The organism is Pontibacter roseus DSM 17521 (assembly GCF_000373265.1).
In the GTDB taxonomy this organism is placed as follows: Bacteria; Bacteroidota; Bacteroidia; order Cytophagales; family Hymenobacteraceae; genus Pontibacter; species Pontibacter roseus.
Genome location: NZ_KB890761.1, coordinates 580,721 through 593,984 on the forward strand (window position 1 = coordinate 580,721; position 13,264 = coordinate 593,984).

The window sequence follows — 13,264 nt, forward strand, 5'->3', positions numbered from 1 at the left end:
TGCTGTAACGGGAAAAGTAGGGCAGGTGTTTGATTTACAGCTTATTGCTTGGTGGCCACTAGGTCTAATCCAATATTGACGGCCGGGTGAATCGTCTTATTTCCAAGTGATTCGTCAGCGCCGTAGGTCAGGTCCCAGTTGGTGCGGTCGATGTTGAAGTTGGCCTGCGCCCGCAGCACAGAGTCCTCCACAACGACCCTGGCCGGGAAGCTGACGCTTTTGGTGACGTCCTTGATGGTCAGGTTGCCCGTGACGCGGTGCGTGGGGTTCTTGATGCGATGCTCCTTCGAGTGGTTGGTGCCGTAAACCGGCTCCTGGCGGGAGGTGCTGTCATAAGGCGCAACAGAGGTGATTTCGAACAGGGCGGTTGGGTGCTGCTCCACATCAAAGAACTCTACTGACCGCAGGTGCCCCGTCAGTTTCTTATTGGCAGCCTCGCCAATGCGTTTGTCTTCTGAGCGCACGGATTGCATGTCAAAAACCGTTCTGCCGCTGCTCGCCATCCCATTGTGCAGGTTGATGTGCCCTTCCTGAATCTTGATGATGCCGTTGTGCCTGCCTGTCACTTTGGCCCCGACCCAAGTCAATGTGCTGTTGGCTGTGTCAATCCGGAAAGTCTCGTCGAAGCTACCGGAGTGAAGGCTTCTGACGGCGGCTCCTACCTCTGCCACATCCGTTTGCACGGTTGTGTCGCAGCAGCACAGGAGTGCCACCAGTAAGCTTGCCCATACAGCTGTAATGCCGCTATGTCGGTGTCTGCTCATCATACCAGGTGCTTGCCGATGCCGAATCCACCCGACGCCGGTTCTTTTAAATACGCAAAGAGGTGGCTAAGCGGTTAGGCTGAGCTAATCGAGTGGAGGGGAAAGCACCTACAGGCAGCCAGGATACGCGGTTAGAAGCCTACTCCCAGGTATACCTGAAATACCCCGTGCTTGATGTCCTGATTGATTTTCTGCCCCAGGTCGTTCTGCTTGCGCAGGTCGGCAAAGCCCAGGTTGTAGCGCGCACCCAACCTGAAGCGGCTGACACGAGCCTCGCCACCGGCGGCTATACCATAGTCGAAGGTGTTGAAAGGCTCCAGGTCAATCTCCTTATCCTCTTCCTTCGACGCTAACATCAACCCCACTTGCGGACCGAAGTGGACGCTCACGTTCTCTGTGATGTTAAACACGGCCAGCACAGGCACTTCCAGATAGTCGTAGCGGAAGGTGGAGTCGTTGCGTTCCATGCCCTTGCGGGAGTAGAGTGCCTCGGGCTGTATGGAGAAGAAGCCGCCGCCGATAGCAAATTGCGTAAACACTCCAGCATGGAAGCTGGTGAGCCCACTGATGCTGCCCAACAAATCTTTGTCGCTGCCCTCCAGGCTGGCGAAGTTTACGCCGCCCTTTATGCCGAAGCCAGAGTTATTGCCAGGAGAACTAGACAGGTTGTGGTTCTGCCGTCCCGCCGAGGGGCCATAGGATTCGTCTTGGGCGTAGGTGCAGAGTGAAAACAGGAATGTTATCGCAAACAGTATGGGCTTCTTCATGTTGTGGGTTGTTGGGTGTGGTTCAAGGTATAGGTGGGTATGCACTGGGGCGCTTATGGTCCTGCTAATATATCGAATTTGAGATATAAAGGTTGCGCTTGGGTCCGAAGGTATAGCAGTGTTGGAGTTCGGGTTTTCAATGCTATAGGAATCCATGCTCTAGCACATGAGCTGCCGCACCTCACGCTTTGCATATCTACTGTGCAATTTGCACTGGCCTGGCTAATCATGTAGGGGAAAAAAGGCAAATAAAAGGTAAATCAGGTGTACAACAACTGGGTGCCGGTAGCTTTACATAGCGTTGACTTTTTTGCACGTTGAGATGGCGTGTTGTGAAATTGTGAAGAAATAGACCTGAAATTAACAGGGTGTTAACAGTAAACGGTGGATAATTCACACAAATCAACATAGTTATCCACATTTATCCACAGGCAAAAGCCGCTTTGTAGGCACAATTCTATATAGTTTGCGGCACTTATTCACCGATGTGCATTTCTGCCAGGCCTTGCCTCTGTGCGTAGTAAATTGCACTGTATCAGAGGAGGTATAGGAGGAAAGGTTATTTTAATTTGATGCACCGCAAACCAGTGCCGCCCCGGATTTGTTAAATTTGCGCTATGTTGAAAATCGCCTGGTCTGAGAAATTCGCCCACTCCCTGCCGGAAGGCCACCGCTTCCCGATGGCCAAATATGACTTGTTGCCGGAGCAGTTGCTCTACGAAGGCACTATCACAGAGGCGAATCTGTTTGCGCCGCAGCCACTCGAGGAGCAGTATATCCTGGACACGCACGACGGTTCCTATTGGCAGCGCTTGCGCAACCTGGAGCTCAGCCCATCTGAGATACGCAAGACAGGGTTTCCGCTTTCAGCGGAGCTGGTGCAGCGGGAAATCGTCATCATGAACGGTACGCTGCAGGCGGCGCTTTTCGCGCTGGAGTATGGCATCGGCATGAACATAGCGGGCGGCACGCACCATGCTTTCACGGACAGGGGGGAGGGTTTTTGCCTGCTCAACGACATCGCCATAGCAGCCAACCACCTGCTCAGGTATAAGAGTATCAGCAAGGTGCTGGTAGTGGATTTGGATGTGCACCAGGGCAACGGAACAGCTCAGATTTTCCAGGACGAGCCGCGCGTGTTCACCTTCAGCATGCACGGCGGCCACAATTACCCTTTCCATAAAGAGAAATCTAACTTGGATATACCGCTGGCGGAGGGCACTGATGACAAAACCTACCTGAAACTACTGCGCGAGCACCTGCCGAAACTGCTGGAGGAGCAGGAGCCGGAATTCGTGTTCTTCCAGTCTGGGGTGGATGTGCTGGCAACTGACAAATTGGGTAAGCTGGGCTTGAGCATAGAGGGCTGCCGCGAACGCGACAGGCTGGTGCTGGAAGCCTGCGCCAAAAACAAACTCCCCGTCACGGTGAGTATGGGCGGCGGCTACTCCAAGCAGATTGCCCACATCGTGGAGGCGCACGCCAACACGTTCCGGCTGGCGCAGCATCTCTTCTTCTAGGGCTAGTACCTGGTCTTGAGCTTGTCGCCTTCGTCTTTCTGCTCCCCCTTGGTACCCGGCATGACCTGCTTGAGCACAATGTAGATGATTGGGGCCAGAACGAGCACCAGGATGATGAACAGCGCCGCCTTCAGCACCTTCACGAAAATAGAGATGACCAGAACAGACAGGATGAGGGAGACTGTGAAGAGAATCCAGAAGTTGATTGTGCTTTTGCTCATGTTTTTTTGTTTGGTTGCGGCCTGGCAGCTTCGTCCTGTCACTGTGTGTTAAAGCCGCACAAGGTATAGCAGGAGGATGAAAGCTTCGTATGCCAAAGGCTGTGTTTCACTAAGATACTAATTTTAAGGCTTTTCCAAAAGCAACTGCCACCGGAAGGCCCACATCCACTGCAGGCTATACCTGTCTACACCCGCTTCGTGCAGCAGCCGCTCCAGCTCCTCGCGGCTAAAGGCCCGCCGCACAGAGAGCGGCGCATCGTTCTTCACCAGGTAAGAAGTCGGGAAAATGCGGGTCAGCCACTTGATGGAATAATACGCCAGCCAGTGGCGGTGCAAATCGTTGATGATGACAGCTATAAGCACTTGCCGGTGCAATTGGCGGAACATAGCAACGAGCTGCTCGTTGGTGAAGTGGTGGCAGAACAAGCTGCAAACGATGATGTCATATTGCTGTTGCTGGAACTGACCAGAAAGGACATCCTGCTGTTCTATTGCTATTTCAGGGAAGCCGCCGCAGCGCTGCCGGGCGTACTGCACCATGAAATCATTAGCGTCTATACCTGTCAGCTGCAGCTTGATGTTTTTGCGGCGTGCCCACTTAGCAATGCTGCGCAGGGTGTCGCCGCCGCCGCAGCCAATGTCCGCTATGTGCAGGGGAGGGCCCGAGTAGCCAGCCAGCAGTTTTTCCAGGGCATTCAGCACCACTTTGTACCCGCCCAGCCAGGTGTTGATGACCTCCAGTTCCTCCAGGTTTCGGCGCAGCTCGTCCCCCGACAGGTTGAGGTCATCCATCAACTCAGGCTCATACGACCGTTGCTTCAGCATAGTGCACCTTTAACAACATAGATTCTAAGGTAAGGCCCGGGCCGAAGGCGAAACTCAGCACCGGCTCGTCCCGCTCTTTCAGGGTCAGGCTCTCCATCAGCTCCTTGAGCACAAACAGCACGGTGGCCGATGACATGTTCCCGAACTTGTGCAGCACCTGGTAGGCAAAGCGGTTGTCGTCGCGACTCATGCCCAACTCCTGCTCAATCACCTCCAGAATGCGCCTTCCGCCAGGGTGTATGGCAAAGAGCTTGATTTCAGGAAAGCTCGTTTTGAGCCCCTGCAGCAGCCGCTCCGTCAGCTGCCGGATGCCGCTTTTGATGAGGTCCGGCACGTAGGAGGAAAGCGTCATCTCAAAGCCGGTGTCGCCAATGTGCCAGGCCATCTCGCGCTTGCCGGCAGGAGCCAGGTCGCAGTGGAAAGACTGTAATTCAAGGCTCACCTCCTGGCAGGGCTGCCCCTGCATGAGCACGGCCGCGGCCCCGTCACCGAACAGCGCATTCGATACGATGTGGTCCTGCTCCGCATGCTTTTGGAAATGGATGGTACAGATTTCGGTGCACACCAGCATCACCTTGGCCGAAGAGTCGGCTTTGCAGATGGCGTCAGCCAGCTTGATAGCATTGAAGGCGGCATAGCAGCCCATGAAATTGACAGCCGTGCGCTGCACGCAGGAGTTCAGCTCCAGCCGCTCCACCAACTCAATGTCCAGCCCGGGGGCATACATGCCTGTGCAACTCACGGTAATGAGGTGCGTCAGGTCCTGCATGGATATGCCGCTGAGCTGCTGCAGGCAGTTTCGCACTGCCTCCTCCGACAAATCCACGGCATGCTTACGGTATACCTCCATCCGTTGCTGTACCGTGGGGAAAGGCTCTAGGTCAAGCGTGTTGGGATAGAAGGTATAGTCGCCGTTCTGGCGGGTATAGTCCTCGAGTACGCTGTAGCGCTGGCCAATGCCCGACACCCGGTAGAGGGCCTTCAACTTACGGCTTCCCTGCTCATCCAGCCGAAGGGCGGCGGCCATGAAGTCAGCGACTTGCATCTGTGGAATTTTGTGTGGCGGGTTAGCTGTGCCGATGCCGCATATGTAGCTTTTCATGTGTCGTGGTGTCGTGTTAGATGCTTGCTGCCGGGTGCGCATGACCAGCAGGTATACCTGTCGCTCCGCACCGCTTTACTGTTGAGCAAAAGCAGCGCGATGCATCACAGCAGGAACAGGCAGCAGGCCGATAGGTTTGGCAAATTCCTGCAGAAAGCGCGCATCAGCTAAAGTATGCTCTAAGTACGGAAGCTGCAGCTGTTAAGATGTTGGCAGGATAAAATGGATTAAAAGGGCAGGCCGTGCGTCTGGCGCATGATGAGCCGGACGGCAGCAGGACTGTATTTCAAAGCACCTACGGTCAACTCAGAAAGCAGAGGACTGCCGAAAAGATGCTGCACAGCACGTCCCACCTGCAGCCTGCGTTCAAACTGGTTCTTCCAGGCGCGGCTATACCCGGCCTCCAGTTGCTGCCGGTTGCGGCCTCCGGCAAAGTACTGCACCACTTGTTCCGCCGCCAGTTTGCCAGCATGTATGGCCATGGCCATGCCGTTGCCGCAGAGGGGCGTTATCATGCCGGCCGCGTCGCCGCACATGAGCATGTGGTTCTCCACACAGGTTTTGGTGGCGAAGGATATCTCGTTGATGACTTCCGGCTGCTCATACAGGAACTCCGCTTCCCGGAAGATGCGGCGCAGGTGCGGGTTCTGGTGCAGGACGGCCTGCTCCATGGCAGGTATGGAACCGTGCCGGCGCAGGTTCTCACGCGTGGTGAGGTAGCAGAAACAGTGGCGGCCATCCTCTATGGCCGATATGCCGGCGTACCCATCCTGGAAGTTATGCAGCGCAATCAAATCGGTGGGCATGTCGAGGCGCAGGTGGTACTTCACCCCAATATAAGGAGACCGGGCACGGAAGAAGGCGCGGCCCAGTTGCCGGTCCAGGGAACTGCGCTTGCCGTAGGCCCCCACTACCACGGCCGCCTCCAACGTGTCGCCGCCCGACAGGCGGAGCACGAATCTGTCATTTGCAAATTGTACTTCCTGAACCGTGGTACGCAGCCTAGCTTCTACTCCATGTGCCAGCGCGTGTTGGTACAGGAAGTTATCCAAGGTATAGCGGCTGATGCCAAAACCCCCTAAGTCCAGGGGTGTCTCCAGCGTTTTGCCGGCAGGAGAAGAGAGCAGGAACCGGCTGATATTGGCAGGGTGGAGCGGGCTTGGGTCGGCGCCAATAGAATGCAGGTATGGCAAAACTTCGTTGGAAACATACTCGCCGCACACCCGGTGAAAGGGGTAGGACTTTTTCTCTATCAAGACTACAGAAAGTCCCTGAGCAGCCATTGCAATGGCGCTGGTGAGCCCTGCGAGTCCTCCTCCTATGACGGCTACGTGTATCAAGTATAAGCTATATTTGCAAAGTCCAAAAAATAAGAGAGAAATTTAGTGAAACCACCTGTTTTGTAGGGTATAACACAAGAACAAAATACGAGCTTGAACGTTTAGAATATGGAACAACTTTTGCATTACATTACGCAAACAAGACTTAAATTTCCTATATGAAACAAATTATACTTACTGTCTTTATCTGTTTCGCCTTTGTTACGGCGCAGGCCCAGGTGCGTGGCCCTGTTTCTAGCCAGAGCGAGGCCAAGGGGAAACCACAACTGGTGGAGCAGCAGGATAAAGAAGTGTCTATTTACCCCAACCCGAACAACGGGATTTTCACGATTTCCTTCAATAATCTGAATGCCCAACAAGTGGACTTACGGATTATCAACGTCATCGGCAATGAAATATACCATGAGGTGCTGAGCTATGCTGATTTGCAGTCTACGAAGACTATCGACCTGAATCGGTTTGCCAAAGGATTGTACTACGTGAAGGTAGAGACGGACAACTACAGCTCTGTGAGACGGGTCGTAGTGAAATAAAATTGGCAGGATACGCCAGAACCAGAAGGGCCGCCCGGTATCAATCGGGCGGCCCTTCTGGTTTTATCGCTTGTCCTACATGTTTACTCCGGCAGAATTGCTTTGGAGACGAAGCCGGTATACGCCGCAGTGTCTCGTTGGATGCGGGCTTTCACGAACACCTCATCCACCGTGTCCAGCACCTGGATAACCTGGGTCGTGTCGAAGTGCACCAGGCTTATGCCCTGAAAACTTGCTGTTTTGTATACCTCGCCGCTGATGAGGGGCTTGGTGGCATAGATAACGTCGGCAGGATAGGCAATGGCGGCCCCGGTCTCACTGGCCACGGTGGTCTCTGATTCGTCTCTCACCAGGTTTCCCCGCTCGCCATCTCGGCAGGAAGAGAGCAAGGAGCAGGCAGCGAGGGTTAAGGTTAGTAAAGTTGTTTTCATGTGGGTGGAAGGGAGTGTTGCTGCTGCTTCAATATAAGAAACAAATATAGATTTTGAAAACATACTCCCGCTTCTTTTGAAATCGCCCTGGCTCAGGCACACCCTCTGATTCAAAAAAAGCCTGAGGCAGCCCAGGCTTTCTGTGGTTGTACCGGTGTGGCCCCGAGCAGAATCGAACTGCTATCTAAAGTTTAGGAAACTCCTATTCTATCCGTTGAACTACAGGGCCGGAATGCTGCTCGGCGCGCACGAAATGTGCTATGAACTGCATATGCAGCACAAATCTAATGCAAATTCTGACTATATACAATGTTAAGATGAAAGCCAGGCGGCCTAGTAATACGCAATGGATATGCCAAAGGCTATCACGGTCAGCACCAGCCCCACCATAAAGATGGTATAGGAGATGCGCAGGATTTTGTACTTGCGGCTCAACACATCACCCAGGTAGTAAATGTCGGTAATCATGTTGTTGTACAGCGATTTTTTGTCGCGCATGATTTCGTGCATGCCGTGTTGGAAATCCTCCAGCGGTATGTTGGTGAAGTTGCCGAAGAAAAGCAGGTTCACCTTGCGGCTGTTGAGCTTTTTCTTGTTCAGTGAGAAGCTCGTTACCTCTGGCTGCGCCGAGATGATGGCGAACACGACAGAGCCTAGGGTGGTGAGAAGCAGCATGCCCACAGGTATAAGCAGGGAGCGGTGCTGGGCAAACTCAGCACCGGTGACAGAGCTCTTGGTGCTCAGGTAGGTGATGATGACCGACATAATGATGGCGTTGAGGCTGATCATCATGTTGGCTTTGTTGTCGGCTATGGCGCTCAGGTTGAGGTGTGTACGGTAGGTGTTCCGAAACATGGTCTCAATGCCTCGCTTGGGCTGTGCCAGCGTCTCCTGATACTTCTTCTCTTCCTTCTTCAGCTTCTTGGCCTCCTTGAGCACCATGTTGCGCTGCTGCTGTATGTTCAGCCCCAACTGCTCGGCATACTTGCGCTGCGCCTGGTCGGTGTGGAAGCTGGTAGACAGCAGGAAATCCATCTGGAACTGGGCCCACTCCTGGTCTGTGAAGAACTGGTCCTTGAAGATTTCCCACTCCACGCGCAGCAGTTCCGCCGTCGAGAAGAAAGACGCTTTGCCGATGTTGGACATGTCGGCGTCCACTATGATTTCCTGTAGCAGACTGGTGGGCTGGGTGCCATGCTTGGTGGCCTGGATGCACTCGGCGATGCGGGCGATGCGATCCTGCGGGTACCCCTGTTCCTGCAGCCAGGCGGTGGCATACTGTACGCTCTCTTCCTCATGCCCGTCATATACCTTCACGTAGCCGGTATCATGGAACCAGGCGGCCAGTTCCAGGTCCTGCAGTTCCTCAGGGCTCAGGCTGTGCATCTCACCCAACTGACGGGCTTCGTTAGCAGTTTCAAATGTATGTTTATAGTTATGGTATACAAGCTTTTTTGACAGTTGCTCCTTGAATAGCCTGAACACATACTCACTGGCTTGTTTCACTATATTCTGTTCTTCCATAATGGTTGCTGCCCCTGGTTGGCTGGAGGCCGTGCAGCTGTTGCACGGGTGCCGGTGGCTGTTGAAGTGGTGCTGTTTTCAATTTGGCGTTACGGTGAAAACAGCTTTTTGTTGAAAGCGGCTCCAAACAGGGCTTTGTAGCGTTCAGAGCAATGCTAGGCAGCTATGGTGACCCGGTGCAGCGTAATAACTAATTGCCGCCTCTCTACGTTTAGAACCTCAGTCCGGCCGCTCCCGCGGCGCCTCCTGCCGGCACGGCAGGAAACGCGGATGAGCAGCTACAGAACCACTATGCGGTACACAGTACTTTCATGCCTACATGTCGCAGTCGCAGCCAGGGTCATGCAACTGCACGCACACCGTGCGCCTGCCTGCTGTTTCCCCAGCAGCACGACAAGCCTACCACCATTATGAGAAACGGAAACCAGCTGATGTCATCTATACTTCGCCCTTTGGCAGTAGGCCTATGCCTGCTGTTGCTCCAAGCCTGCTCTACCTATAAGCCTTACTACAGCCGCTCCGTGTTGGACTGGAAAGAAAAGCAACCCACCCCGGACAACAAACTCCAGTATACCGTCTTTCTGATAGGGGACGTGGGCGCCCCAGACCTGAAACAGCAGGAGCCTTCCCTGAAGCTCATGCGAAAGCAGATGCTGGAAGCCGGCTCGCAGAGCACTACCGTGTTTCTGGGTGACAACGTGTACCACAACGGCCTGCCTGAGCCGGGCCGCTATGACCGGGAGGTGTCGGAGCAACGGCTCAATGCGCAGCTCGATGTGCTCAAAGGCTACCCCGGCGAGAAGTACATGATACCCGGAAACCACGACTGGAACCACAGCGGTCGGGGCGGTATAGAGTTCGTGGTGCGGCAGCAGAACTACGTGAACGAATACCTCACCGAGGAAGGGATTGTGACAGGGGGCGATTTCTACGTGCCCGGTGATGGATGCCCAGGGCCCTACGAGGTGAAGATAAGCGATGACCTGGTGCTCATCGCCATTGACTCGGAATGGTGGCTGCACCCTTTCGACAGGCCCTATGGCTCTGGCAGCAACTGCTGGGCCTCCACCGAGGTGGACTTCCTGCTGAAGCTGGAAGACATCATCGAGAAGAACCAGGGAACCAACATCATGGTGGTAGCGCACCACCCGCTGTTCACGCGGGGCAACCATGGCGGCTTCTTCACCCTCACAGACCATGTGTTCCCGCTCACCATGCTGCGCGACTGGATATACCTGCCGCTGCCCGTCATCGGCTCCATCTACCCCTTCGCCCGGAAGTACGGCGGCATCTTGCAGGATATGCCGCACCCCCGCTACCAGGCCTACATTGAGGGCTTGCTCAACATCTTCGACAAGTATGACAACATTGTGTATGCCGCAGGGCATGAGCACTCGCTGCAGCACTTCAAGCACAACAAGCTCTCGCACATTGTGAGCGGCTCCGGCTGCAAGACGCAACATGTAAGGCCGGGAGGCAACGCCATGTATACCCACGAGGTGAAGGGTTTCTCCAAAGTGCTCTACTATGAAAACGGAGAGGTATGGGTGGAATTCTGGATGCCGGAGGGAGACGGCTCGGAGGGCACGCTTACCTTCCGGACACCGCTTTACGCCAAGGAGCCGCGTCGTAGAAGAGAGACTGTGGTAGACAAGACCAACTATGCCGACAGCACCATAACAGTGGCTGCCAATGACAACTACCGAACAAAGGGCCTGCGCCGCACGCTGCTAGGGGAGCACTACCGGCAGGAGTGGGCTGTGCCGGTGGAGGTGCCACTGCTGGACATGCGCCAGGAGATGGGAGGCCTGACACCCTACCAGAAGGGCGGCGGCAAGCAGACGGCCTCCCTCAAGGTCCGGAACCCGGAGGCGCGGGAGTATACCCTACGCGCCGTAGACAAAGACCCCACCATGGCGCTGCCCGAGTACCTGCGACAGACCGCGGCACAGGCACTGCTCCAGGACCAGGTATCGGCGCAGCACCCGTATGGTGCCTTGGTCATACCTAGGTTGGCGGACGCAGCAGGCGTATTCCACACCAACCCTAAGCTGGTGTACATACCCCAGACGCCATACCTGCGGCAGTACATGGATGAGTTCAGTAACACGCTGGCCTTTCTGGAGGAAGACGCCGACGAGAACCACGAAGATGTAGCCAGCCTGGGCTTCGCTGAGAACCTGGTAGGCACAGACAAGGTGCTGCGGGAACTACGGCAGGACAACGACAACAAGGTGGACCAGCAGGCCTTCGTGCGGGCGCGCCTCTTCGACATGCTCGTGGGCGACTGGGATCGGCACGAAGGGCAGTGGCGTTGGAAAGAGGAGAAAACCGACAGTGGCAAGGTATACACCCCGATACCAAGGGACCGCGACCAAGTGTTCTTCAAAGCGGATGGGGTACTGCCCTGGCTGGCCACCCGCAAATGGGGCCTGCGCAATGTGCAGAACTTCGGGTACGACTACGGCGACATTGTCGGCCTCAACCTGAGCGCCTTGACCCTTGACCGTACCTTCACACCGCGCGTGACACGGGAAGATTGGCTGAGGCAGGCCGAGGAGATAAAGGCCAGCGTGACCGACCAGGTAATTGAGGAGGCTGTGGGCCAGTGGCCGGAAGAAGTACGCGCCCTCTCGGGGCAGGAGATTATAGCCAAGCTGAAGTCGCGGCGCGACAAACTGCCACAGGCCGCTGAGGAATACTATGAGCACCTATCCACCATGGTGGATGTGGCGGGCAGCGACAAGCACGAGCGCTTCATCGTCAATAGGCTGAACGACCAGCAGACGCAACTCACGGTCTATAAAATCAACAAGGAGGGTGAGCTGCGTGACACGCTCTTCCAACGAACGTTTTACACCGATGAGACGAAGGAGCTGCGGTTGTACGGGCAGCGGGGACTGGACCAGTTTGAGGTGGCCGGCAACGTGGACAAAGGTATACTGGTGCGCATCATTGGCGGCAACGACGAAGACATCATCACAGACAACTCCAGTGTAGCGGGCATCAAGAAGCACACCATCGTGTATGACACTGAAGAGGGAAATAAGTTTGCCTTAGGCCCTGAAACGAAAGACCGCACGGCTATTTCGCCCGACGTCAACTTCTATGACCGCGACAACTACAAACTGCCTTACTGGGGCCCGCGGCTGTCGTTTGAGTACAACGTGGATGATGGCTTGTTTGTAGGGGCAGGCGTGCTGTGGCGTACGCACAAGTTCCGCAAAAACCCCTACGCCTCGGAGCAGCTGCTGGAGGCCAACTACGCCTTCTATACCAATTCTTTCAACGTGCGCTACAACGGAGACATCCGGCAGGTGCTGGGGAAATGGAACCTGGGGCTGCAGGGGGCTATACAGGGGCCGCAGTACCAGCGCAATTTCTATGGCTATGGCAACAACACCCGGCAGCAGGACAGCTTCGATGACTCCTACTACCGGGTTCGGTTCAAGCGCATCAGCGTGGGGGCCAACCTGAACAACAACCTGGCACCTTTCTTCAAAATCGGCATCGGCCCGACCTACGACCGCTTCAGGGTGGTGGATTCCGAGAACGAGACCTTCCTGGTAGATGAAGCGCGGAACGGACGCATGGAGGCCGGTACCTATGATTTTGAAGAAAACAAATTCGAATCGCAGCACTATGTGGGACTGCGGGCATTCGCCGACCTGGACATACTGGGGGAGGGCAACCAAAAGAACCCCCGCATCGGTATGCGCCTTCATAACCTCATTAGCTACAACAGGCAGACCGATGGGGAGCGACTCGATTATACGCACATGAGCACCGCATTCAGCTTCTACCTCAGCCCGGCCTTTCCGTTCCAGCTCACTTGGGCGGGGCGACTGGGAGCGGCGCATAACTTCGGGGATTTCCGCTTTTACCAGGCCAACACCCTGGGAGGTATGGACAACCTGCGCGGCTACCGGCGTACGCGCTTCGCGGGTCGCAGCTACGTATTCGCCAATGCCGAGGCCCGTCTGCAGCTGTTCGACTTCAATCTATTCCTGACCCCGGCTAAGCTGGGTGTGCTGGGCCTGTACGATGCCGGGCGCGTGTACTACGACGGCGACGACAGGGAGGGCTTTTTCCGGAACCTGCACACCGGTGTGGGCGGCGGTGTATGGGCCGACATCATGAACAAGAACGTGATTGTATTGACTTACGCCAAAGGAGATGTAGACAAGCTCTGGACATTAAGCTTTGGCTTTTTATTCTAAATACGACCAGGAACGTA

General features: G+C 55.2%; 11 protein-coding genes and 1 tRNA gene. 3 read left to right on the forward strand and 9 right to left on the reverse strand.

All coding sequences use genetic code 11. The features are described from left to right. Positions 1 to 41 precede the first annotated feature (41 nt). Together B051_RS20775 and B051_RS0102675 are read right to left on the reverse strand one after the other, a co-directional pair. Positions 42 to 767 (reverse strand): YceI family protein, encoded by a 726-nt coding sequence (locus tag B051_RS20775; protein WP_083919412.1) that lies wholly within the window; start codon positions 765 to 767, stop codon positions 42 to 44. A gap of 128 nt (positions 768 to 895) precedes the next feature. Further along, positions 896 to 1,531: a porin family protein gene (locus B051_RS0102675; RefSeq protein ID WP_018476633.1), complete on the reverse strand. Its 636-nt coding sequence runs from the start codon at positions 1,529 to 1,531 to the stop codon at positions 896 to 898. Between the two features lie 617 nt (positions 1,532 to 2,148). On the opposite strand from B051_RS0102675, the gene B051_RS0102680 reads away from it, so the two are divergent. Further along, positions 2,149 to 3,051 carry a histone deacetylase family protein gene (locus B051_RS0102680; RefSeq protein ID WP_018476634.1) on the forward strand — a complete coding sequence of 301 codons (903 nt, stop codon included), beginning with the start codon at positions 2,149 to 2,151 and terminating at the stop codon, positions 3,049 to 3,051. A 2-nt stretch (positions 3,052 to 3,053) separates the two neighbouring features. Here the strand turns inward: B051_RS0102680 and B051_RS0102685 are convergent, their stop codons facing one another. The 4 genes from B051_RS0102685 to B051_RS0102705 form a co-directional block, all read right to left on the reverse strand. Beyond that, positions 3,054 to 3,272: a hypothetical protein gene (locus tag B051_RS0102685; RefSeq protein ID WP_026236148.1), complete on the reverse strand. Its 219-nt coding sequence runs from the start codon at positions 3,270 to 3,272 to the stop codon at positions 3,054 to 3,056. A 123-nt stretch (positions 3,273 to 3,395) separates the two neighbouring features. After that, positions 3,396 to 4,097, reverse strand: coding sequence for a methyltransferase domain-containing protein (locus B051_RS0102690; protein WP_026236149.1), 702 nt, complete (start codon positions 4,095 to 4,097; stop codon positions 3,396 to 3,398). After that, positions 4,075 to 5,199, reverse strand: a complete 1,125-nt coding sequence (locus B051_RS0102695; protein WP_018476637.1) for a type III polyketide synthase — start codon at positions 5,197 to 5,199, stop codon at positions 4,075 to 4,077. Before B051_RS0102695 ends, B051_RS0102690 begins: the two co-directional genes overlap by 23 nt. A gap of 227 nt (positions 5,200 to 5,426) precedes the next feature. Beyond that, positions 5,427 to 6,539, reverse strand: a complete 1,113-nt coding sequence (locus B051_RS0102705) for an NAD(P)/FAD-dependent oxidoreductase (RefSeq protein ID WP_018476639.1) — start codon at positions 6,537 to 6,539, stop codon at positions 5,427 to 5,429. 158 nt (positions 6,540 to 6,697) lie between these two features. Here B051_RS0102705 and B051_RS0102710 point away from each other — a divergent pair, with 158 nt between their 5' ends. Further along, positions 6,698 to 7,072, forward strand: a complete 375-nt coding sequence (locus B051_RS0102710; protein WP_018476640.1) for a T9SS type A sorting domain-containing protein — start codon at positions 6,698 to 6,700, stop codon at positions 7,070 to 7,072. An 83-nt stretch (positions 7,073 to 7,155) separates the two neighbouring features. Here B051_RS0102710 and B051_RS0102715 read toward each other — a convergent pair whose 3' ends face one another. From B051_RS0102715 to B051_RS0102725, 3 genes are all read right to left on the reverse strand, one after another. Next, positions 7,156 to 7,503, reverse strand: a complete 348-nt coding sequence (locus B051_RS0102715) for a hypothetical protein (RefSeq protein WP_051080632.1) — start codon at positions 7,501 to 7,503, stop codon at positions 7,156 to 7,158. Between the two features lie 157 nt (positions 7,504 to 7,660). After that, positions 7,661 to 7,732 (reverse strand) — tRNA-Arg (locus B051_RS0102720). Positions 7,733 to 7,836: 104 nt separating this feature from the next. Next, complete coding sequence (locus B051_RS0102725) at positions 7,837 to 9,027, reverse strand: Pycsar system effector family protein (protein WP_018476642.1); 1,191 nt, start codon at positions 9,025 to 9,027, stop codon at positions 7,837 to 7,839. A gap of 410 nt (positions 9,028 to 9,437) precedes the next feature. On the opposite strand from B051_RS0102725, the gene B051_RS0102730 reads away from it, so the two are divergent. Continuing rightward, positions 9,438 to 13,247 carry a metallophosphoesterase gene (locus B051_RS0102730; RefSeq protein ID WP_169336189.1) on the forward strand — a complete coding sequence of 1,270 codons (3,810 nt, stop codon included), beginning with the start codon at positions 9,438 to 9,440 and terminating at the stop codon, positions 13,245 to 13,247. Positions 13,248 to 13,264: the final 17 nt, after the last annotated feature.